The 24,637-nt window shown below is 22.4% G+C and carries 23 protein-coding genes and 1 tRNA gene; 3 read left to right on the top strand and 21 right to left on the bottom strand.

The window, feature by feature from the left end:
- Window positions 1–65 precede the first annotated feature (65 nt).
- Together AB4W51_RS00560 and ydiK are read right to left on the bottom strand one after the other, a co-directional pair.
- On the bottom strand, window positions 66–1,112 hold the full coding sequence (locus AB4W51_RS00560; RefSeq protein WP_367676679.1) for a 3-deoxy-7-phosphoheptulonate synthase: 1,047 nt from the start codon (window positions 1,110–1,112) through the stop codon (window positions 66–68).
- A gap of 674 nt (window positions 1,113–1,786) precedes the next feature.
- Entirely contained in the window at window positions 1,787–2,866 is a 1,080-nt protein-coding gene (ydiK, locus tag AB4W51_RS00555; RefSeq protein WP_367676678.1) for an AI-2E family transporter YdiK, read from the bottom strand.
- Between the two features lie 427 nt (window positions 2,867–3,293).
- On the opposite strand from ydiK, the gene AB4W51_RS00550 reads away from it, so the two are divergent.
- The gene (locus AB4W51_RS00550) at window positions 3,294–3,671 is read left to right on the top strand and encodes an iron-sulfur cluster assembly accessory protein (RefSeq protein WP_367676677.1); all 378 of its coding nucleotides are present in this window, start codon (window positions 3,294–3,296) and stop codon (window positions 3,669–3,671) included.
- A 34-nt stretch (window positions 3,672–3,705) separates the two neighbouring features.
- On the opposite strand, the gene tyrS is transcribed toward AB4W51_RS00550, so the two are convergent.
- The 9 genes from tyrS to AB4W51_RS00505 form a co-directional block, all read right to left on the bottom strand.
- Window positions 3,706–4,980, bottom strand: coding sequence for a tyrosine--tRNA ligase (tyrS, locus tag AB4W51_RS00545; protein ID WP_367676676.1), 1,275 nt, complete (start codon window positions 4,978–4,980; stop codon window positions 3,706–3,708).
- Window positions 4,981–5,101: 121 nt separating this feature from the next.
- Entirely contained in the window at window positions 5,102–5,731 is a 630-nt protein-coding gene (gene nth / locus AB4W51_RS00540; RefSeq protein ID WP_367676675.1) for an endonuclease III, read from the bottom strand.
- Between the two features lie 55 nt (window positions 5,732–5,786).
- Window positions 5,787–6,428, bottom strand: a complete 642-nt coding sequence (rsxE, locus tag AB4W51_RS00535) for an electron transport complex subunit RsxE (protein WP_367676674.1) — start codon at window positions 6,426–6,428, stop codon at window positions 5,787–5,789.
- Complete coding sequence (rsxG, locus tag AB4W51_RS00530; protein ID WP_367676673.1) at window positions 6,412–7,056, bottom strand: electron transport complex subunit RsxG; 645 nt, start codon at window positions 7,054–7,056, stop codon at window positions 6,412–6,414. Before rsxG ends, rsxE begins: the two co-directional genes overlap by 17 nt.
- 4 nt (window positions 7,057–7,060) lie before the next feature.
- On the bottom strand, window positions 7,061–8,077 hold the full coding sequence (locus tag AB4W51_RS00525; RefSeq protein WP_367676672.1) for an RnfABCDGE type electron transport complex subunit D: 1,017 nt from the start codon (window positions 8,075–8,077) through the stop codon (window positions 7,061–7,063).
- Between the two features lie 101 nt (window positions 8,078–8,178).
- Window positions 8,179–9,771, bottom strand: a complete 1,593-nt coding sequence (gene rsxC / locus AB4W51_RS00520; protein ID WP_367676671.1) for an electron transport complex subunit RsxC — start codon at window positions 9,769–9,771, stop codon at window positions 8,179–8,181.
- 75 nt (window positions 9,772–9,846) lie between these two features.
- Window positions 9,847–10,338: an RnfABCDGE type electron transport complex subunit B gene (locus tag AB4W51_RS00515; protein WP_367676810.1), complete on the bottom strand. Its 492-nt coding sequence runs from the start codon at window positions 10,336–10,338 to the stop codon at window positions 9,847–9,849.
- 20 nt (window positions 10,339–10,358) lie between these two features.
- Window positions 10,359–10,940, bottom strand: a complete 582-nt coding sequence (rsxA, locus tag AB4W51_RS00510; RefSeq protein WP_367676670.1) for an electron transport complex subunit RsxA — start codon at window positions 10,938–10,940, stop codon at window positions 10,359–10,361.
- A 416-nt stretch (window positions 10,941–11,356) separates the two neighbouring features.
- Window positions 11,357–11,986 (bottom strand): riboflavin synthase subunit alpha, encoded by a 630-nt coding sequence (locus AB4W51_RS00505; RefSeq protein ID WP_367676669.1) that lies wholly within the window; start codon window positions 11,984–11,986, stop codon window positions 11,357–11,359.
- A 306-nt stretch (window positions 11,987–12,292) separates the two neighbouring features.
- Here AB4W51_RS00505 and AB4W51_RS00500 point away from each other — a divergent pair.
- Together AB4W51_RS00500 and tilS are read left to right on the top strand one after the other, a co-directional pair.
- Window positions 12,293–12,366 (top strand) — tRNA-Val (locus tag AB4W51_RS00500).
- 133 nt (window positions 12,367–12,499) lie between these two features.
- A complete protein-coding gene (gene tilS / locus AB4W51_RS00495) occupies window positions 12,500–13,762 on the top strand; it encodes a tRNA lysidine(34) synthetase TilS (protein ID WP_367676668.1) in 1,263 nt (420 codons plus the stop codon).
- A 62-nt stretch (window positions 13,763–13,824) separates the two neighbouring features.
- Here the strand turns inward: tilS and metG are convergent, their stop codons facing one another.
- The 10 genes from metG to hisD form a co-directional block, all read right to left on the bottom strand.
- Window positions 13,825–15,459 carry a methionine--tRNA ligase gene (gene metG, locus AB4W51_RS00490; RefSeq protein ID WP_367676667.1) on the bottom strand — a complete coding sequence of 545 codons (1,635 nt, stop codon included), beginning with the start codon at window positions 15,457–15,459 and terminating at the stop codon, window positions 13,825–13,827.
- A gap of 207 nt (window positions 15,460–15,666) precedes the next feature.
- A complete protein-coding gene (gene dcd / locus AB4W51_RS00485) occupies window positions 15,667–16,239 on the bottom strand; it encodes a dCTP deaminase (protein WP_367676666.1) in 573 nt (190 codons plus the stop codon).
- Between the two features lie 405 nt (window positions 16,240–16,644).
- Window positions 16,645–18,057 (bottom strand): NADP-dependent phosphogluconate dehydrogenase, encoded by a 1,413-nt coding sequence (gene gndA, locus AB4W51_RS00480; protein WP_367676809.1) that lies wholly within the window; start codon window positions 18,055–18,057, stop codon window positions 16,645–16,647.
- Window positions 18,058–18,451: 394 nt separating this feature from the next.
- Complete coding sequence (hisIE, locus tag AB4W51_RS00475; RefSeq protein WP_367676665.1) at window positions 18,452–19,084, bottom strand: bifunctional phosphoribosyl-AMP cyclohydrolase/phosphoribosyl-ATP diphosphatase HisIE; 633 nt, start codon at window positions 19,082–19,084, stop codon at window positions 18,452–18,454.
- Window positions 19,075–19,854, bottom strand: coding sequence for an imidazole glycerol phosphate synthase subunit HisF (hisF, locus tag AB4W51_RS00470; RefSeq protein ID WP_367676664.1), 780 nt, complete (start codon window positions 19,852–19,854; stop codon window positions 19,075–19,077). The genes hisIE and hisF overlap by 10 nt, the downstream gene beginning before the upstream one ends.
- A complete protein-coding gene (gene hisA, locus AB4W51_RS00465; protein WP_367676663.1) occupies window positions 19,824–20,567 on the bottom strand; it encodes a 1-(5-phosphoribosyl)-5-[(5-phosphoribosylamino)methylideneamino]imidazole-4-carboxamide isomerase in 744 nt (247 codons plus the stop codon). The genes hisF and hisA overlap by 31 nt, the downstream gene beginning before the upstream one ends.
- Window positions 20,568–20,580: 13 nt before the next feature.
- Window positions 20,581–21,171, bottom strand: coding sequence for an imidazole glycerol phosphate synthase subunit HisH (hisH, locus tag AB4W51_RS00460; protein WP_367676662.1), 591 nt, complete (start codon window positions 21,169–21,171; stop codon window positions 20,581–20,583).
- On the bottom strand, window positions 21,172–22,254 hold the full coding sequence (gene hisB, locus AB4W51_RS00455) for a bifunctional histidinol-phosphatase/imidazoleglycerol-phosphate dehydratase HisB (protein ID WP_367676661.1): 1,083 nt from the start codon (window positions 22,252–22,254) through the stop codon (window positions 21,172–21,174). It lies immediately after the preceding gene.
- Complete coding sequence (gene hisC, locus AB4W51_RS00450; protein WP_367676660.1) at window positions 22,241–23,335, bottom strand: histidinol-phosphate transaminase; 1,095 nt, start codon at window positions 23,333–23,335, stop codon at window positions 22,241–22,243. The genes hisB and hisC overlap by 14 nt, the downstream gene beginning before the upstream one ends.
- Before the next feature lie 3 nt (window positions 23,336–23,338).
- On the bottom strand, window positions 23,339–24,634 hold the full coding sequence (gene hisD, locus AB4W51_RS00445; protein WP_367676659.1) for a histidinol dehydrogenase: 1,296 nt from the start codon (window positions 24,632–24,634) through the stop codon (window positions 23,339–23,341).
- Window positions 24,635–24,637 lie beyond the last annotated feature (3 nt).

Raw genomic sequence — 24,637 nt, 5'->3', positions numbered from 1 at the left:
TATTATTTAATAAAATGTATGTATAAGAAAAAACATTGCTAGTCATAAATGACCAGCAATGTTTTTTAAAATCTGGAATCAATTGCTAATGATAATTCATCTAAAATATTTACACTATCATTCCAAGATAAACAAGGATCAGTTATTGATTTTCCATAAACCATTTTTTTTGTATTATTAATTAATTGAGTGCCTTCTTCTAAGAAACTTTCAATCATAACGCCAACAATTGTTTTTGAACCATTTTTTATTTGATTTGATACTGAAGAAGCAACTTTTTTTTGCAAAAGATGATTTTTCAAACAATTACCGTGACTGCAATCTATCATTAAATATTCAGGCAATAAAAACTCTCTTAATTGTTTTTTTGCTAATATTACATCTGATTTATGATAATTAGGTAACTTTCCTCCTCTCATAATAACATGACAAAATGGATTACCACTAGTATGATTAATGGTCATTTGACCGTTTTTATTAGGTGCCAAGAATAAATGTCGAATTCTAGTAGCTCTAATAGCATCAATAGCAATTCTTATATTACCATCTGTACCATTTTTGAATCCTACTGGACATGATAAAGCTGATGCCATTTCTCGATGAATTTGACTTTCTGTAGTCCTAGCACCTATTGCCCCCCAACTAATTAAATCTGCAATAAATTGACCGATCACCATATCTAAAAATTCAGTTGCTGCAGGCATTCCAATAGAATTTATATCTAATAATAATTTTCTAGCAATATTTAATCCATGATTAACACGAAAACTACCATCTAGATCTGGATCAGATATTAATCCTTTCCATCCAACAACTGTTCTAGGTTTTTCAAAATAAGTACGCATAATAATTTCTAATCTTGAACTATATTTTTTTCTTAACACATTAAGTCGGTGAGCATACTCTATAGCTGCAATTGGATCATGTACTGAACAAGGACCAATAATAACTAATAATCTTTTGTCTTTTCCAGTAAGAATTCTTGCAATATTTTTTCTAGTAAGAATTACATTATCCATAATTTTTGGAGTAATTTTATGTTTTTCTGCTAATTCAAACGGTGTGATTAATGGATCAATTCTAATTGTACGTAATTCATCTGTTTTTTGCATTTTATTCTCTACATGGTTTATTTAAATAAGTATTATTATTTAATATATAATATAGATCTTAACTAAAAATTTTAAAAAATATTATTTAAAAATATTATATAAGAGATGTGATTAAAATTATAATTTTAGTATTATAATATTATTTAAAAGGATTAAATGAAGTTAAAAATAAGATCTAGAATAGTTTTTAAAAAAATAAAAAATTAGACAAAAATCTAATATTTTAAAAATAAAAAGTTTATCACACAAAAATAAAAATCACAAAATATTATAAATATAATGCAAAATTTAATAATTCTTGAGTATCATACAAATATTTTATTTTTTTTATTAAACAATTTTAAATTATCTTATTGATTTTATATGGCAATTATATAATCAATAAGATAATTTAAAATTTAATAAAAAATAAAATAATCATGAATAATTATTAATAAAAATTAATAATTATTTCAACAATAAATATTATGAAGTATGTTAAAATATGTAAACTACATATATTTAAATCTTAAAATATATGTAGTTTATTAAAATATTAAATATTTCTAATTTTTAAAAATATAAATATATATAAAAATATTATATTAAAATTTAAAATTATTAAAAATATAAAATTAAAAGATTATATTTTTAAATATAGATTTTATTTTTTATTTTAATGAATATCATATTTTTTATTTTTTTTTATCTAATAAAAATTCTGATACTGGAATATTATTCATCCATGATAATATTAATCGATATGAAATAACCAATACAACTGGACCTAAAAATAATCCAATCATACCAAATACTAACAAACCTCCTATGGCTCCAAAAATACTTAATAAAGCAGGAATATCAGCACCCATTTTTATTAAAAAAGGACGTAAAATACTATCTAATATAAAAATGTTAGTACTCCAAATTAAAAACAATCCACCTGATATTGTATGATTATGCAAAAATAACCATATAACTACTGGGATTAAAACAGGCAAAGGTCCTAATTGTACTAAACAAAAAAAAATTACTATCAAAATAAATAAAAAAAAATATGGAATACCAAATATAATTAAACCAATACCTGATAAAATAATTTGTATTAATGAAGTTACTATCACACCTAAAGCAACTGAACGAATAGATTTAGCAGCTAATACAATCACTGCATCTCCAGAATCCGAACCTAATCTAAATGCAAAATTCCGAACAGTATATTCTATTCTTTCTCCATGCCAATACATTAATATACTAAAAATAATAATAAAAATTAAATGTATAATAAACTTTCCTAATTTTTCAGCCTGAATAAGAAATAATATACTTGTATAACTCATGTATGGACGAATATGTGTAATTAATAAAGAACCTTCATTCTTTAATAAATTTTTATATTTTGAAAATAAACCACTTCCTATTAAAGGAATATCTTTAATCCAAATTAATTTTGGGAATTTTAAATTTCCAGCATGTAACCAATTAATAAAAGGAAGACTATGATCAATTAAATTATTGACTAAAATAATCAAAGGCAGAAAAAATAATAATAACAATAATATAATCATTACACCAACTGCTAAAATACGCTTTCCTCCTAAAAAATGTTGTATTTTTAATAAAATAGGCCAAGTAGAAATAACTATCATACCTGACCAAGCAAAAGATAAAAAAAATGGATATAAAATTAAACAACTGATAAAAATTATAATTACAACAAACATAACTAAAAAAATTGTTTGTATTAAATTGGTATCTTCTTGTTGGTTATACATATAAAAGTTCAACCTCAAAAGTTTTTAATTATTTTTTATCGCAAATAATTACCATATATTTCTTATAAATTTACATTATAAAAACAAATTTTATACAGAATATAATTCTGTTATATATCATTTTTATATAAGTATTTTTATTGTAAAAATACAAATTAACTCAATAAATTATTATTTTAAAAATAAAATATGGTATTGAAAAATTTATTTGAATCATTATTAATAATAATTATATCTTTTATAAAAAAGATCAAGTATTGACATTTTTAAATATTATTTATAATATTTATTTAGAATTTAACATTCTATTAAGAAATATTTTAAATAAATTTTATTCTATAAATCATGATTTCTTTAAAAAAATAAAATATATTAAAAAATATAAATATATTGATATATTAAAACAATTAATTTTCTGGGAAAAATAATGATTGAAAATTTAAAAACAAAAGATTTCAATAAAAAAACAAAATGGGAAGGTGTTATTTTAACTAAAAAAGCAGAAAATCAAATATTTTCTTTAATAAAAGAATCTGATGATTTTATAGGTATTAGAATTCAAATTAAAAAATCTGGATGTGCTGGATTTCGTTATAATTTAAAAAGAATAAAAAATAAAAAAAAAGAAGAATTAATATTTTATTTTAAAAATTTTGTAATATGTATACCATTAATACAAATTGATTTTATCAATAAAATGAAAATTGATTTTGTTAAAGAAGGAATTAATCAAGTATTTAAATTTGACAATGCTCAAACAAAAAATTTTTGTGGATGCGGTGAAAGCTTTGAATTAATTTTATAGTCAATTTCTATTGCTAATTAAAAAAAAATAAAAATTAGACCCAACAAATTAAAACATAATTTTTTTTACCTCTCTTTAATAATGTAAATTTATTAAATAATCTATCATCATTACTAAAAAAATATTTAATTTTAGATATTTTTTTATTATTAATTGAAATAGCATTTGAAAGAATCATATTCCTAGCTTGAGAACGTGATAAAGCAAATTTTGAAATAACTAATGCTGTTACTAAATCTTCTGAACCAAACAAATCTATTGCAGGCATACCATCTTGTTTTAATTGTTCAAAATCCAATTCAGTCATCTGGTTTAAATCACCAGAAAACAAACATTCAGTAATTCTGACAGCTGCAGCAACACCTGAAATTCCATGCACAGTATTAGTTATTTCCTTAGCTAAAAAAATTCTATCTTTAATAATATTACCAAATTTAATTCCTTCTTGTTCTATTTTTAGAATTTCAGAATAATTTAATAATGTAAACCATTTTAAAAAAGTATAAACATGACTATCATCAGTATTCAACCAAAATTGATAAAACTTATATGGACTAGTTTTAGATGAATCTAACCAAATTGGACCATCTTCAGTTTTTCCAAATTTTGTTCCATCACTTTTTGTTAATAATGGCAATGTTAAACCAAATACATATTTTTGACTCATTTTACGAACTAAGTTAATTCCTGAAGTAATATTACCCCATTGATCTGATCCTCCAATTTGCAAACAAACTTGATACATGTTATTTAAAACAACAAAGTCATAAGACTGTAATAAACTATATGTAAATTCTGTAAAAGAAATACCCTTTTCCTTTCTATTAATTCTATTTTTTACAGATTCTAAATTAATCATTTGATTAATTGAAAAATATTTACCAATTTTTCTCAAAAAAGATAAAATATCCATTTTGCAAAACCAATGATAATTATTAACAATTTTAGCACTATTTTCCCCAATATTAAAATCAAGAAATAAAGACAACTGAGCTGTAATTTTTTTTTCCCAATTATTAATATCATTATATGTATTTAATACTCGTTCTGAAAGTTTAAAACTTGGATCTCCAATTAAACTTGTTGCACCACCTATTAATATAATTGGTTTATGTCCTAAAATTTGAAAATGTTTTAAAACCATTAAAGGCAATAAATGTCCTATATGTAAACTATCTGCGGTGGGATCAAAACCACAATATAACGATATAGAATTATTTTTAGTAACTTTTTTTAAATTGTTTTCATTACTAATTTGAAAAACTAAATTTCTTAATTTTAGTAATGTAATTATATTTTCGCTATTCATACTATTCCTGATCAAAAATAAAAATGATGGTATTATTAAAATAATAAATATATATAAATTAAAAAATAAATCATAAATAAAAATAAAAAATTATATATATTATTTTTAAATAATTTCTATTTTATAATTTTTTTTTAAATTCACATAATTGATTTATAATGCAAATATTACATTTTATTTTTCTTGATTGACAAACATAACGACCATGCCATACAATCCAATTATGAAAATTTAATTTAAAAGATCTTAAAACATATTTATTTAATTTATTTTCAACAATATGAACTGTTTTTCCTGTAGCAAATTTTGTTCGATTGCAAACTCTAAAAACATGAGTATCTACAGCTATTAAATTCTTTTTAAATACAGTATTTAATATTATATTGGCTGTTTTTCTTCCAACACCTGGTAATAACTCTAACAATTTTCTATTTTTTGGTATTTTACTATTATATCGGTTAATTAAAATATCACATAAATTTATTATATAACTCGATTTTTTATTAAATAAACCAATATTTTTAATATATGATTTTAAACCTACAAGACCTAATTCTAATATACTTTTAGGATTATTTGCTATCTTATATAATTTTTTAGTACAATGATTTACTTGTAAATCAGTAGAACGTGCTGATAATATTACTGCAACTAATAATTCAAAATCAGAATTAAAAACTAACTCCATTTTTGGATAAGGTTGATAATGATGAAAAATATTTAATATTTCATTTCTTTTTATCTGATTCATATTAATATTTTATTTTTTAATTACATATATAATTTAAAATAAATTGATGCATGGTTTAAAATTTTTTACTAAAAATAGATTTAAAAACTATAATAAAAGCTAATATCATAAATGCACCTGCTGGAAAACAAACCATTAACATAGAATAATCTATTTTAAAAAATTCAATATAATTACTTTTTTTTAAAAAGTGAAATAAAAAATTCATTCCATAAAAAAGTGTTCCATGACCTATTATTTCTCTAATACTACCTAAAATAATCATTGATACTGTTAAACCAATTCCAGTAAAAAAACCATCCATGCAACTATATAAAATAGAATACCGTGATGCAATTAACTCAGCTCGACTCACTACAATGCAATTTGTCACAATTAAAGGAATAAATACTCCTAAAGAAGAATATAAATTAAATAAATATGCATGAACTAACATATCAATAATCGAAACAACTGAAGAAATTACTATAATATATATAGGAATCCTAATACTATAAGGTATATATTTTTTAAATAAAGCAATGAAAAAATTTGTAAATATTAAAACAATAGTAGTAGCAATACCTAAACTAATAGAATTAACAAAATTAGTAGTAATAGCTAAAACTGGACATAAACCCAATAATTGAACCAAAGTAGAATTATTTTCCCAAATCAAATGTGTAATTTTTTTTTTTATTTCATTTTTTATAAACATTAATTTTCAAACCTTTAATATCTATTAATTGATATTCAGATAATGACTGTAATATAAAAAAAACTGAATTTTTAATAGAATTAACAACTGATCGTGGAGTAATACTTGCTCCTGTAAATTGATCTATAAAACCACCATCTTTTTTGATTAAAAAAGGTTTTTGACTTAAAGATAAAATACAAATACCACAAAAATGCTTAATCCAATCTGATTGCTGAATATCAATTTTATCTCCTAATCCAGGAGTTTCATGATGATTTATAACTCTAGCTCCAATAATATTACCATGTAAATCTGCAGCTACTAAAATATTAATTAAACCAGCATAACCATCTGGGGCAGTTGTTTCAATAATAAAAGCACAATAAAGACCTTTTTTTTTTAATAACCAAAAACGATGATACTGATCATCTCCTAATTTATCATTTTTAATCAAATAACAATTATTAATAGAAGATAATTCATATTCTTCTAAATGAATCAATTCATGTAATAAATAAATAGAATGAATTTGATCATGCTGAAAAATAATTTTTTTAGTTAATATATAAACTAATGCTGTTGAAGAAGAAAAAAGTATAGCAAATAATCCTATGATTATCGCATTTTTAAAATTTTTAAAAAACATATTATTATATATTTTTCCTATCTCCATATACTTTTGGTTTAGTAAAAATATCTATCAATGGTACTAAAGAATTACCCAACAAAACTGAAAAAGCAATAGCATCTGGATAATTACCAAAACTACGTATAATCCATACAAAAAATCCTATTAAAACACCAAAGATTATTTTTCCTAAATTAGTTGTAGATGACGTTACTGGATCAGTTAAAACAAAAAAAGCACCTAACATAGTAGAACCAGAAAATAAATTAATTTTTGGTGATAAAAAAACATTAGGTAAATATACTGAACTAAAAAAAGATAATGTAAATAAAGATAATAAAAAACTCATTGGTATCCTCCAACAAATTATTTTTTTAAATAATAAATAAATACCTCCTAATAAAAAACAAAAATTAATCCAAAAAAAATTAGAATAAAAAGATAAATTTTGAATATTATTTTTAGAGACGTTAATGATAGAATCAATTAATATATGTTGATTCAACTTAATATTATTTAAAGGAGTAGCTTGAGTAATAAAAATGTTATTGGAATCATGAAAATTGTTATCACAAAAAAATATTAAATTTAAACTATCAATAAAATTAAATAAATGAGCAATAGAAACACCAAAAAAATTAAAATTAGTCATTATTACAGGAAAAGAAATCAAAATAATTACATATCCAACCATAGCTGGATTAAATATATTTTGACCTATACCACCATATAATTGTTTACCTAAAACAATCATAAAAATAGAACCAATGACAATAACCCACCAAGGTATTAATATTGGCAAACAAAGTCCAAATAAAATAGCTGATACTAATACTGAATTATCACTTATATGATACCAATAATCTACTCCACGAAGATATAAACAAATAAATTCAGTACATACCGAAACTATTATTGCAATAAATATTTGTATTAAAACACCATATCCAAAAAAAATACTTTGAATTATAATCCCGGGTATTAATGATATAATCGTTAAAAACATTATCTTATTAATAGTATAATTATGATCATTCATTTTTATTTTTTTATAAAAAGTAACAAAATTAAGTTAATTATAGTCTATACATATTAATAATAAATATTATATACATCAATCTATATATATAAATATTATTTTTATAAAAATTTATTTTTTTTATTTTTTATTCTTAAAATTGAATTTTTAATTTGATTTTTTATATCTATTTTTTTTATTAAATTATTATGTTTAATTAAATTTGATTGATTTTTTAAAAAATCTATCTTATTAAAATTAATTACATTATCCATTCTAAAATTAGAATTTTTATGAAATATTTTTTGTAAATTTAATCTTTTTTCGTGTTGTTGAAATCTTATTTTAGATATTTTTATTCTATTTTTGTTTTTTTCAATATTATCAATTATTTTTTTTTCTTTTTTGTAATACGATACTAAATGTATTTTACTTGGACAAACTCGTTCACATAATCCGCATTCAATACAATCCTTAATATTATACAACTTACTTTTATCATGATCATGATTTTTACTATACCAATATAATTGTTGTGGTAACAATCTAATTGGACATACATTGGAACATGCTGCACAACGAATACATTCTCTAGAATTATTTGATTTGAAGAAATTATCATTAATATTATTTTTATTAAATAACAAAATATAATTAGTAGTCTTTAATACTATTGGATCTAATTTTAATGGTTTATCATCATTTAAAAAAACACCACCAAGCATAATTTTATTATTGTGTAAAGATTTCATTGATATACAATTTAATATATGAGAAACAGGAGTTCCAATCTTTACCCAATAATTTTCTACATCAAAAACATTATTACCAGCTATAGTCACAATCCTTTCAAATAAAGGTATATTATTAATAACAGCCCTCTTAATTGCAAACAAAGTTCCAACATTATGTATTAATATACCCATATCATTAGCATGTTTTTCATGTGGAATTTCTTGATTTAATAATATTTTTATTAACTGTTTACTACTTCCAGAGGGATAAATTTCAGGAATAATACGTAATTCAAAGTTAATAAAATGCACTAATTCTTGAATAATAATTTCAATAGTTTTCAATTTATTTTGAGAAACAGCAACAATAACAGTTTTGATATCTAAAACCCATGATATAATTTCACAACCTAAAAAAACATCACCTGCATAATTTTGTATTAAACATTCATCAGCAACAACATAAGGTTCACATTCTACAGCATTCACAATTAATATATTATATTTTGATTTTACAAACGTTTGTAATTTTTTAGAACAAGAAAAACCACTTCCTCCTAAACCTACAATTCCGAATTGACAAATTTTTTTTATTATATCTGATTTTTTTAATTTTTTATAATCTATTTTAACTGAATGATGTTTATTATCATAATCATGGTCAGAAATAATTAAAATTTCCGTTTCTTTTTCATCAAAATAAAAATCATTATAATCAATATTTATCATTCCAATAACACCAGAAATAGATGCATGCATTGTAGGATTTATATTATCTCCGATAATTAATGGATCACCTATAGAAACATGATCACCTTGTGATATACATAATTTATTTTGTCTAATTAAATAATTTTTTACCGGAATACGTATTAATTCAGGACAAGGCATATTTTTTAAAGGGAAAATAATATTATTTTGTTTATGTGAAGGTATAGACAATCCTCCATAAAATTGATATTTTTGGAATAATTTATTCATATAAAAAAAAATTATTTTTTTTAAAAAATAAAAAAAAGAAAAAAAAATCAATATATTAATTCCTAACATTAAAAATCATAATTCTGTTTTTCGTAATTTAATACAATTAGTAGGACAATGTTCAATACATAAATTGCAACCCGTGCAAAATTTTTTTAAAACTGTATGAGCTAAATTATTTGATCCAATAATTGCATCAACGGGACAAATAATAAAACATTTATGACAACCTACACAATTTTCTTCATTAATCCATGCTACATAACGATAATCAATTATACAATTATTACTTAAATTATTATATTTTAAATTATTAATATTTAAAATATCAGATAATGTTTTTATAGTATCATCACCTCCAGGTAAACATTTATTAATTTTTTCTCTATTATTAACTACAGCTTGAGCATACAAATAACAATTAGTATATCCACATTGTCCACACTGACTTTGTGGTAATAAATTATTAATTTCTTCTATAATAGGATCTTGTTCTATTCTATATATTTCTGCAATAATAGTCAGTATTACACCTAAAAAAATAGATAAAAATGAAAAAAAAAACATTGTTTTTGCAATTAATATAATCACAATTTGACTAATCCATCAAAACCCATAAAACTAATTGACATTAAACTGACTGTAATTAATGCAATCGGAACCCCTTTAAAAACAATAGGTATATTAGATAATTTAATACGTTCACGTATACTAGAAAAAATAATAATTACAATGGAGAAACCAATAGCAGAACTAAATCCATAAATAACAGATTCTAAAAAATTGTAATTAAATTTAACACTTAATAATGGAATAGCCAAAACCGAACAATTAGTTGTAATCAATGGTAAAAAAATACCAAGTGATTTATATAATATAGGATATGTTTTTTTTAAAAATATTTCTATACATTGTACACTAACAGCAATAATTAAAATATATACCATTACACGTAAAAAACATAATTGATATGGAATTAAAATAAAATAATTAATAATCCAAGATAATATTGAAGTAACAGTAATTACAATTGTAGTAGTTACACTCATACCTACAGCTGTATTTAATTTCTGAGACACACCCATCAAAGGACAAATTCCAAGAAATTGTACTAAAATAAAATTATCAACTAAAACATTGATTATAAATAAATAAAAATAATTTAACATTTTGATATTACTTCATATAATTTTATTTAATTTCCGTTGATGTAATAAAAAATAAAAATTTTAAAATCAATTATTGGATAATTATATTTAAAAACTAATATAATTATAATATCATTAATAACATAAATTAATAAAATAATTTGTACAAAAAAACTAAAAATCTATAAAAAATTGAATAAATCATCTCTAACAATTAGAATTGAATTCATAAATGAATTCAATTCTAATTGTTAGAGATGATTTAAGTTAAAATAATTTTTTTAAAAATTATTACATATATAATAATTTTTTAATATTATTTTATTCAAAAATAAAATTTTGATTTCTGATTATATGATTAATATATTTATATATTTAAATAATAATTTAATTGAATGATTATTATAATTAATAATATTTTTAATAAAATTATTTATTTAAATTAATTTACTATATGATTGATGATGCATAATTTTTTCTACAGTATCTACTATTACTTGAGTGGAATAATCAATTTCAATATTAAAAATACTACCTTTTGTTTTTTGTTTCATAGTTGTTTTTAATAAAGTATCAGGAATTAAATAAAAACAAAAAACATCTTTATTTATATTTCCTACTGTTAAACTAATTCCATCAATACTAATAAAACCTTTATGAAATATATATTTCATTAAATACAAATCTCTTAACTTACAATAAACTAATTGACTATTAAAATCTAAATCTACAATATCTAAACATTCAGCAACTGTAGATATATGTCCAGACAGTATATGACCTCCTATTTCATCTGAAAATTTTTTTGACCTTTCTATATTAACAAAATCTCCTAACTTTAAAAAACTTAAATTAGAACAACGCAAAGTCTCAGAGATAACATCAAAACCAATATAATCCCCAGAAATAGATGTTATACTTAAACAACATCCATTATTTGATACTGAAGCTCCTAATTTTAAATTTAATAATAAATTACATGGAATTTGTATCACAAAAGATAAAAAATTATTTTTACGTTTTATCAAAACTACTTTCGCAATTCCATCTATAATACCTGTAAACAATCGAAGTTCCTAATTTAAAATTAAAGTTATAATGAATATATTAAAATATAAATTTACAATCCTTATCTAATTATAAAAATATTTTTAATTATAAATAAAAATATAATTTTATTTTTAATCATATCACAATGATTAATAAAAATATTTTTTTTTATAAAAAGATATGTAAATAAATACTTAAATAATATTTTTTATTAAAAATATACAATCAAAAAAAAATAAATTATTATTTTTATAAAAATTAAAAAATAATTGTTGATAAAAAAAAAAATAATATATTATAATATAAATCATCTCTATATATAAACGTTCGTAGCTCAGATGGTTAGAGTCCCATCATGACATGATGGAGGTCAGTGGTTCAAGTCCACTCGAACGTAAAAAAATAAATATAATTTTAAAAAATACTTATGTACTTCAATAAATCTTTGAAATTTAATTGTTAACAAATATTAAATGGTATAAAAATTGATTAAAAATCTGATCCACTTATTCAGTAAAACAGCTAAATTTATGTTAGCATATAGTGGAGGATTAGATTCTACTGTACTATTTCATCAGCTAATTAAATTAAAAAACGAATATACATCAATAGAATTCCGCACTATACACATCAATCACAATATGCATCCTAAATCCGACCAATGGAGTATTTTTTGTCAAAAAATTTGTAAAAATTATGATATTGATATCGTGATTGATAATATTCCATATTTAAAAAAAAATATTTATGGAATTGAAGCCGATTTAAGAAATGCTCGTTATACAATAATTAAAAAACACTTAAAACAAAAAGAAATTTTGTTAACAGCACATCATTTAAATGACCAATGTGAAACTTTTTTTTTAGCTCTAAAAAGAGGTAGTGGACCAACAGGACTATCTTGCATGCCATATAAAAAAAATATTGGAAATAATATACATTGTAGACCATTATTAATGATCAATAAACAAGCCATACTTCATTGGGCATATGAAAATAAATTAAATTGGTTATCTGATCCAAATAATAAAAATATAAAATTTGATAGAAATTTTTTAAGAGAAATAATTATACCAAAAATAGAAAAAAAATGGCCATTTTTTATAAAAAATTTAAACCGTAGTATTCAATTATGTAATAATGAAAAAAAAATACTTAACGAATTTACAATCAAAAAGTTCAATAATTGTTTAAGTTCAAACGGTTCATTAAGTATTAATAATTTAAATCAATATAATACAACCATGATTAACTTAATTTTAAGACATTGGATCAAATTCCATAAACAAGAAGTACCATCTTATCAAAATACTAATAACATATATAAAAAAATTATTTCAATCAATAATCATGATAACGCTTGTATACAATTTCAAAAATATGAAATTCGTCGTTATAGAAACCATCTTTACCTCATTATTATTCAAAATAAAATAAATAATTTAATTTTATTTTGGAAAAATCACCATAAACCTTTAATTTTACCCAATAAAATAGGAATGTTGAGAAAAAATAAATATGGCAATAACTTACCTAAACCAAATTTAAAAGAGATTATTAATATTCGTTTTAAAATAGAATCTAAAACAAAAATTAAAATCAATAATAAAACAAAAATGATAAAAAAATTATGGCAAAACATAGGAATACCTATTTGGGAAAGAAAAAAAATTCCATTAATATATTATAATAATTTTTTTATTACAGCTTTAGGATATTTCATTAATCAAGATCACAATTTAAAAAAAAGACAAACATGGAATATATCTTGGGAAAACTACATTAAAAAATAATAGAATCATTAATCATATACAAATATTACTAAACCTTTTTCCAATATCTTGAAATAAAAATATTAAATTAATAAATTTTTAATTAAATTAATATCTAATCTTTTAAATAATTTTTTAAATGTATTTATTTCATGTGATAATAAAGGAGAATGCATCATATGCCAAGATAACTTACTTCGAAGCAATAACTCTGTTTTAATTGCTAAAACTGGTACAATAGGTTTTAGCCAAATCATTAATATTCTAAATAGATGAATACCCATAGAACAAACATCTTGAACTTCTTTGACTATACCTTTACGCTTTAAAATCATCCAAGGAGCACGAGAATTAATATATTTATTACCTATGTCAGCTAAATTCATAATTTTACGAATAGCTTCACTATATTCTCTATTTTCTAAAAATAATTCAATTTCAATCGAACAATTTAAAAAAAATGAATGTAAATTATCATCATCTAAAACATCTGATAATTTATTACTAAAATATTTATTAATTATTTTAGCTGTTCTAGATGCTAGGTTTATAACTTTATTGACAATATCAGAATTAACTTTAATAACAACTTCTTCTAAATTGATCTCAATATCATCTATTTTATTCGATAATTTAGATGCATAATAATATCTTAAAGTATCAGAATCCAAATATCTTATCCAATCTTTAGCTAAAATAGTAGAATTTTTTGATTTAGATAATTTTAATCCTTTCATAGTCACATAACCATGAACAAATATTTTTGTTGGTTTCCTAAATTCTAAAGCATCTAGTATGGCTGGCCAAAATAAACAATGAAAATAAATTATATCTTTACCAATAAAATGATAGAGTAAAGTCTCTGTGTCTTTTTTCCAAAAATCATCAAAACATATATTTTTATTTTTAACACAAAGATTTTTAAATGTACTAATATAACCAATTGGAGCATCTAGCCAAACATAAAAAAATTTATCTTCGTAACTTGGTATTTTAAATCCAAAATAAGGAGCATCACGAGAAATATTCCATTTTTTTAATCCTTTTTTAAACCATTCTTTAGATTTATTCATCACTGGTTTTTGCAAAACACCAGAATCAATCCAATTTTTTAATTGATCTTGAAAATAAGGTAAATTAAAAAACAAATGGTTTGAATTACGCAAAACAGGTTTAGTTTTAGATAACATAGAAATAGGATTAATTAACTCCAAAGAATCATAAATAGATCCACATTGTTCACAATTATCTCCATATTGATCATGTTTATTACATATCGGACATTGACCTTGAATTAACCGATCAGGTAAAAACATTTTTTCGACAGGATCATATAATTGAATAATATTTTTTTCATTAATTAATTTTTTTTTATTTAGAATTTTGAAAAATTTTTTTAAAAAATATAAATTTTCAGAAGAATGTGTCGTATGATAATTATCATGAGAAATATTAAAAGATTTAAAATCATTAATATGCTCTAGTAATGTTGCATTAATTATGTTTTCAGATGATAATCCAGAATTCTTTGCTTTAATCATAATAGCTGTACCATGAGCATCATCTGCACATATAAACCAAACAATATGTCCTCTTAATCTTTGATAACGAACCCAAATATCTGCTTGAATTTGTTCTAATAAATGACCTATGTGAATCGAACCATTCGCATAAGGAAAAGCACAAGTAACTAACATTTTTTTTTTTGAAAAAGACATATTATAATTCCTATATATGATATCAAAAAAGTGCATTATTCAATTCAATTAAAAATAAAAAATGATAATATAAAATGCTAAAAAACTCTTAGAAAATCTTTTTTTAATAAAATATTTTATTAAATGATATATATTAATAATACATTATAGATGCTATAAAAATGGCATCAAAATTATTATAAATAATAAAAATATTAATTATCTTGACTAATTTTTAATTTGAATAACACTACTTTGATTTAAATATTTTGTTCCTGATCGAATATTGTAAGGACGAATAGAAAAACTAGAAAGTATTTCAAAACTAATAGCACCAATTAACATTCCAGGTTTTAATGCTAATGTAATTTTACCTGAATTAAAAAATTCTAATACTATTTTACCTACCCAACCTGGGTCAATTCTATGAGATGTAGCATGAACCATTAATCCTAAACGTGCTAAAGAAGATCGTCCATCCAACCAACCAATTAAATTATTTGGTAAAATAATTTTTTCTTCTGTTACTGCAAGCGCAAAACTGCTCGGTTTTAAAAAAAAATAATCATTTTTAGATAAAATTATTTCAGGACTCATTACTGTGTCTAAAATATTATTCATTACTTCCTTTGTACTACTTAAATCAATAAAATTAATTTTATTTTTTTGAAAAATTCTAAATTTATTACCTAATTTAATATCTACTGTTGCTCCATTAATCAATTTTTTTTCTGGTTCAGGATGTATTTTTAATAATCCACTATCTAACCATTTTTCGATATCTTTATCGGATAAACGCATATATTATACCTAAATCAATAATTTAATTATATAGAACTATATATAATAAAGATTATATTATATATATTAAATATATTTTAAATATAATATAAAATATAAAAAAAAAATATACTAATTGCATATATATAACATAAAAATAAATTTAAATAATTAAATTTGTATGTTATATACTATAAATTAAAAATTAAAATATATTATTTTTCAATTCCATTCTAAAAAAATACATAAATAAAATTTGTAACATATGATAATATCAAAATGAATTATCAAAAAAAAAGAGATGCCAAACAGCATCTCTATTAGTATTAATATATAAAATATATCATTTATAAAATTATCATTAATTAAAAATATGAGTGAATATATAAATATATTCAAAAATAGAATTAAAAAATAAATTATATACTATTTTTTAACATTCCAATTAGTATGATGATTACCTGGCATGTCAATTCTTTTATAAGTATGTGCACCAAAATAATCTCTTTGAGCTTGAATTAAATTTGTAGATAAAAAAGCATTTCGATAACTATCATAATAAGCAATCGCAGCTGATAAAGTTGGAACAGGAATACCATGTAATACTGCTTGGGATACAACTAATCTTAAAGAACTATGATATTCATTAGCAATTTTTTGAAAATAAGGCGTTAATAATAAATTATCAATTTTATAATCTAATAAATAAGATTCAATAATTTTATATAAAAATTTTGCTCTAATAATACATCCAGATCGAAATATTTTAGCTATTTCATGATATTTTAAATTCCAATTATATTTATTTGATGCTGCAGTTAATTGGGAAAAACCTTGTGCATAAGAAATAATTTTCCCTAAATAAAGTGCTCTTCTAATGTTTTCAATAAAATCTGTATTATTTATAAAATTAGATGAAAATTTTGGCCCAGATAATAAATTAGAAGCTTTAATCCGTTGAGACTGCAAAGAAGAAAGATAACGAAAAAACACTGATTCCGTAATTAAAGATAATGGTTCATTTAATTCTAACGCACTTTGACTAGTCCATGTTCCTGTACCCTTGTTATCCGCTTCATCTGAAATCAAATCAATTAAATATTTTCCATTGTCGTCTTTAAACATAAAAATATTTTTTGTAATTTCAATTAAATAACTATTTAATTCACCTTTATTCCATTCTGAAAAAATATGAGATAAATCTTGATTATTCATATTCATAATATATTTTAATAATACATATGATTCAGATATTAATTGCATATCACTATATTCTATACCATTATGAACCATTTTAACATAATGTCCAGATCCATCAGGACCAATATAACTTACACATGGCTCCCCTTCAGCCTTTGCTGCAATACGATTAAAAATAGGAGCAATAAGATTATATGATTCTTGAGATCCACTAGGCATGATAGCTGGACCTTTTAAAGCACCTTCTTCACCACCAGATACACCTGTTCCAATAAAATAAAATCCATATTTATATAATTCATGATAACGACGAATAGTATCTTTATAAAATGCATTACCACCATCAATTAAAACATCACCTCTACTTAAATAAGGAATAATTGATGAAATCATTTGATCAGTTGATTCGCCAGCTTGAATCATTAATAAAATTAGTCTAGGTTTTTCTAAAGAATTGATAAAATCTTTAATGGTAAAATATGGGAATAATTTTTTTTTAGAATATTTAGATATTACTTCTTCTGTTTTTTTTCTAGAACGATTAAAAATAGAAACTTGATAATTACAATTAGAAATATTTAATGCTAAATTACGTCCCATAACAGCCATACCTACTACACCAATTTGTTGCTTTTCAATCATTTAAATCTCTCCCAAAATAGATAAAAAATTATCTATTTTTTGAATTATAAAAAACTATTTTAAAAAATATTTTATTAAAAAAAAGATCATGTTATTATTAATAAATATAATTATATATGAAATAATTCTTATAATTTATATTAATATATATTATATTAATTATATAATTCAATATCTAGTTAATATTTATTAATAATTAAAAACAAAAACCAATAATAACTAATATGATTAATTATATAAAAAATCAATTTTAATTATATCAAATAAAACTATTATATAAAAAACATATAAAAATAAAAATAAACACATATTTAAAAACAATTAATCATGTCTATGAATCAATTGTCTTATTGCAATAATAAACTCTTACATATAGTTAATTAAAAATATTTTAATTATCAATGATTTTTTTTAAATGACGTTGTTTTAAATTGTTAATAATAGTATGAAAATTTATATTGTGATCATTTAATAAAACTAACATATGATAAATTAAATCAGATGCTTCATCAATTAACTCATTTTTATTATTTGTTACTGAAGCCAAAGATAACTCAATAGCTTCTTCAGATACTTTTTGAGCAATACGTTTTGTACCACTAGTAAATAATTGACTAGTATAAGAATTGATATTTCTTAAAATTTTTTTTTCATTAATTAATTTTTCTAAATAAAATAAAAATAAAAACGGTAATTTATGAGAATCTGAAAAACAACTATTTTGATCTAAATGACATGTATTACCTTTTGGATTTACTAACAACAATATAGTATCATGATCACAATCTATTTTAATATCTATTACTAATAAAGTATTATTAGATTTTTCTCCTTTAGTCCATAAACGTTTTTTAGTTCTAGAGTAAAAAGTAACTAATTTTTCTTTTATAGTTTGTCGCAAAGCCAATAAATTCATATAACCATGCATTAACACTTCACCGGAAATATAATTTTGTACTATAACAGGTATTAACCCACTAGTTTTATCCCAATCTAATTTAGATATAGCAACATCTAATAACATTTTCTAATCTCCAATCCATTATTAATTAAAAAACTTTTTAATTTTTTTATATTAATAATTTCTTTATGAAAGACTGTTGCTGCTAAAGCTCCATCTACACCAGCAGTATGAAAAACATCATAAAAATCAGACATAGAACCAGCTCCACCGGAAGCAATTAAAGGTATTTTACATATTTTTCTAATTTTTTTTAATTGTAATAAATCATAACCACTACATAAACCATCATGATTCATAACATTTAAAACAATTTCACCAGCTCCAAGTTTTTGTACTTGTGTGACCCATTCCATTGTATTCCAAGAAGTTTTTAATATTTTTTTGCTATCTCCAGTATATTGATAAACTTTGTAAGTATTATCATACTTATCAAACCACGAATCAATACCAACGACTAAACATTGAACACCAAATTTATCTGCAATTCGAGAAATTAAATTAGGATCAGAAAGAGCTGGAGAATTAATAGAAATTTTATCTGCACCAAAAGAAAGTATCATTTTTACATCATCTATTGTCTTAATACCACCGGACACACAAAAAGGAATATCAATAAATTCAGCTATATCAGAAATCCATTGTTTATCTACTAATTCATTTTTTACTGATGCAGCAATATCATAAAATACTAATTCATCAGCTCCTTCTGTTAAATAACGTTTTACTAATGGTAAAATACTACCAATAATCTCATGATTTTTGAATTGAATGCCTTTTACTACTATTCCATCTTTAACATCTAAACAAGGTATAATTCTTTTTGCCAACATGTTAAAGCCTCCGAAATAGTAAAATTTTTTTCTAATAAAGCTCGTCCAATAATTATATCTTTAACACCTGTCTTTTTTAAATGATAAATATCATTTAATGATCCTATACCTCCAGAGGATTGAAAACAAATATTTGAAAATATGTTACATATTTCTTGATATAATTGAATATTACTACCTTTTAATGTACCATCTTTAGATATATCAGTACATAAAACTTGTTTTAAACCCTTCGAAATATAATATTCCAAAATATCTTCTAAAAACAAACCAGTGTTTTTCTTCCAGCCATTAATAAAAATTTCTTTTTTTCTTGTTACTTTAATATCTAATGCAATTATAATTGATTCTGAACCATATTTAGATAACCACTTTGAAACTAGTTTTTTATTATTTATTGCTAACGATCCAATGACAATTTTTTTTACACCATATGATAATAAATTTTCAATATCTTGATCTGTCCGAACACCACCTCCAAATTGAATATTAAGATCAATTTTAGATAATATTCTTTGTAATAAATGATATTGTTTATTATTAGGATCTTGAGCTCCATCTAAATCAACTATATGAACTGTATTAACTCCTGCATCACTATATTTGTATAAACATTCTTCAATAGAATAAGGATAATTAAGTTGTTTATCATAATTACCTTGATACAAACGAACTATCTGACCTTGAATTAAATCTAAAGATGGAATAATCATATGTTTATATCTCTTAAATACATAAAAAATTTTTTAATATTTTTTGACCAGCAATACCTGATTTTTCTGGATGGAATTGTACACCAAAAAAATTATCTTTTTGAATTGCTGATGAGAAATTTATACCATATACAGAACTAGCAATAGTATAATCATTTAATGGCATTGCATAACTATGTAAAAAATAAAAATAATCACCATTGGTAATATTCTTAAATAAAGGATTATCAATAGAAAAATTAACTTTATTCCATCCTGAATGGGGCAAGACTAAGCGATTATCTTTTAGTAATAATACATTTTCAGGAATAATATTTAATGCATTTACACCACCTGATTCTTCACTAAACATGCTCAATGCTTGCATGCCAAGACAAATTCCTAAAAAAGGTTGTTGAATTTTTTTGATAACATTAAATAAAAATTTACGATTTAATTGATACATAACAGAAGCAATACTACCTACACCAGGGAAAATAACTTTATCAGAATTATAAATTTGTTTTTTATCACAACTAATTTTAACATCATAACCTAATCGATGAATAGCTAATTTAACCGATAGCAAATTAGAACATCCTGTATTTAATATCACAATTTTCATCTATAATATTCCTTTAGAACTTGGTAATATATTTCCATTAAGTTGAATGGCTTGTCTTAATGTTCTTCCAAACACTTTAAACAAACTTTCTATTATATGATGATCATTAGAACCATCAGCTGTTAAATGTATAGTACAACGCATAGAATAACACAATGATCTGAAAAAATGTTCCACCATAGATGTACTAAAATCACCTACTTTTTGATAATTAAATTTTCCAATAAATTTAAAATATGGACGATTGGAAATATCTAAAATGCAACTACTGAGACTTTCATCCATCGGTAATGTAAATCCAAATCTATTAATACCTATTTTATCACCTAAAGCTTTTAATAACGCTTCTCCTAATACAATTCCAATATCTTCAATAGTATGATGATCGTCAATATGAAGATCTCCTTTTGCTAAAATATGCATAGAAAAACCACCATGCGTTGATATTTGATCAAGCATATGATTAAAAAAGTTAATACCAGTTTGAATATTACTTTGACCTTGCTTATTCAACCAAACTTCAACCGTAATATTAGTTTCTTGTGTTACTCTAGAAATTTTTGCATGTCTATTATTTGTAATAATAGTAGAGATAATTTGCTTCCAGCCTAAATGATGTTTTTCATATTGTAAACCATCAATTCCTAAATTATCTGCCAACTGCATATCTGTTTTTCGATCACCGATTACATAACTATTATCTTTATCCCATTCAATCATATTTAACCAAGGCATTAATAAACCTAATTTAGGTTTTCTACATTGACAATTGTCTTTTAAATAATGTGGACAAATGAATATTTGATCAAAAAATATTTCTTGTGATTTAAAAATTTTCAATATAAAATTATGAGGTATCATAAAAGATTCAAATGAAAAATTCAATGTACCTAAACCATCTTGATTAGTAACCATAATAAATCTATAACCCAGTTTTTTCAATTTTATTAAAGATGAAAAAACATCTAATTCAAAACTAATTTTTTCTATTGAATCAATTTGAAAATCTAATTGAGGCTCTTTTACCAAAGTTCCATCACGATCAATAAATAAAAATTTTTTTTTGTTATTATGATTTATCATATTTATCTATTTCCATGTAAGATAATTCTTTCAAAGATTTCAACAATTCTAAACATTCGAAACGAGTTCCTATAGAAATTCTAATACAACCTGATAAATATAATTTTGTATTTTGATTTCTTAATACAATCCCTTTTTTAATTAAAAAATTAAATACTAATTCAGGATAAAAAAATTTTACTAAAATATAATTTGCAAAACTTTTAAAAACATGTTCAATAATTTTAATTTTTTTTAATTCATGAGATAACCAATTTTTATTTTCAATTAATTCTAAAACACGGTTTTTCATTAATTGAATATTATTCTTTTGCAAAGCTATCGATGCAATTTCAATTACTGGACTAGATAAAGGATAAGGTGCTAATATTTTAGATAAAACTTTGATAACTTCAGGATGAGCGATAATAAATCCACACCTTAATCCCGCCAAACCAAATGCTTTAGATAAAGTTCTTAGAATAACTATATTAGGAAAAATAGAAAGCAAAGATACTGCAGTATATTGATTTGAAAATTCAATATAAGCTTCATCTATCACCACTAAAGCTTTATTCAATGTCATTTTTAATAAGTATTTTATATCAGAAATATCAATAATATTACCGGTAGGATTATTAGGATTACAAATATAAATTAATTTTACCTGATTTAAATTGGATAATATTTGTAATAAATTTAAATTCCAATTCGTTTTAGTATTACATTGTTTATTTTTAACACCAAAAATTTCTGCGCAAATACCATACATATCATATGTAGGTGGGCAAGAAATTATAGCGTCTAATCCTGGTTCACAAAAAGCTCGAATTAATAATTCAATTCCTTCATCAGCACCACGTAAAACTAAAATCTGATCAGTTTGACAATTTACATAATCGGCATATTTAACAATAACATCACAAGGTTGAAAATCAGGATAACGATTTAAATTATGATGTTTTAGTTTTAATTCAGTACTAATAGGTAATTCATTAGCATTTAACCATATATTTCCATGTCCTCCTAAACGTCTTGCTGATTGATAAGGTATCATTTTTAAAATTCTTTCACGTACTAAACATTTAATGTCAAAATTCATTATTTATTCCTGTAATTTTTTTAAACGTATTAAAACAGCATTTTTATGTGCTTCCATTTTTTCAAATTCTGCTAATAATGTTACAGTTGAAGATAAATTTAATAAACCAGAAGAAGTTAATTCTTGGACTGTAATACGTTTTTGAAAATCTATTAATCCTAATCCAGAACATCTAGAAGTATAACCATATGTTGGTAAAACATGATTAGTTCCAGATGCATAATCACCAACTGATTCTGGTGACCAAGGACCTAAAAATATTGATCCTGCATTATTTATATGAGCAATTAAATCTTTAAAATTATTTGTTTGAATAATTAAATGTTCAGGTCCATATAAATTAGATATAAAAACACATTCCAATAAATCTTTAGTAATAATAAAAATACTATTCTTTAATGATTCTAATAAAATATTTATTCGAGATAGTTTATTTAATTGTTTTTGAATAGATTTAATCACTGATTTTACTATTTTTAAACTCGGAGTTAATAAAATTACCTGTGAATCAGCTCCATGTTCAGCTTGTGATAATAAATCAGAAGCAATAAAATCAGGATTAGCAAAATCATCTGCAATAATTAAAATTTCTGAAGGACCAGCAAGCATATCAATTCCAGCCCCTGATAACATTTGACTCACTTGTAATTTAGCTTCAGTTACATATGCATTACCTGGACCAAAAATTTTATTCACTTTAGGAATACTATCAGTTCCAAAAGCCATAGCTGCTATAGCTTGAGAACCTCCTATCTGATATATATCAAATATATTACAAATGTATGCAACAGATAATATTTCATCTGAAATAGGAGGAGGTGAACATAATATAATTTTTTTACAACCAGCAATAATAGCTGGAATACTTAACATTAAAACCGTAGAAAACAAAGAAGCAGAACCACCTGGTATATATAATCCTACAGAATTAATAGGTACAATAATTTGTTTACAATTCACACCAGACTGAGTTTCTATGTCTATAAAGGGATTAACTTGAGCTTTATGAAAAATTTCAATATTTCTTTTTGCATGAAGAACAGCATTTTTAAAATTGATACTCATTTTTTTAAAAGATTGAAAGATTTTTTTTTCACTAACTTTAAATGAAATTATTTTCTTTTTGTCAAATAATTCAGTATATTTTAATAATGCATCATCTCCAAAATTGATAACATCACTAATAATTTTTTTTACAGTAGTACGAATTAATTTTTGATCACGTGCGACAGGACGCAATAAAATTTTTTTTCTTGTTATTGCATCAATCTTATTCCAAAAAAAAATATTATCTAACATAAA

It is taken from the genome of Buchnera aphidicola (Eriosoma grossulariae) (assembly GCF_964059045.1).
Lineage (GTDB): Bacteria > Pseudomonadota > Gammaproteobacteria > Enterobacterales > Enterobacteriaceae > Buchnera_D > Buchnera_D aphidicola_A.
The sequence above is the reverse complement of the archived record's forward strand: the minus strand, read 5'-3'. Positions and strand labels throughout refer to the sequence as shown.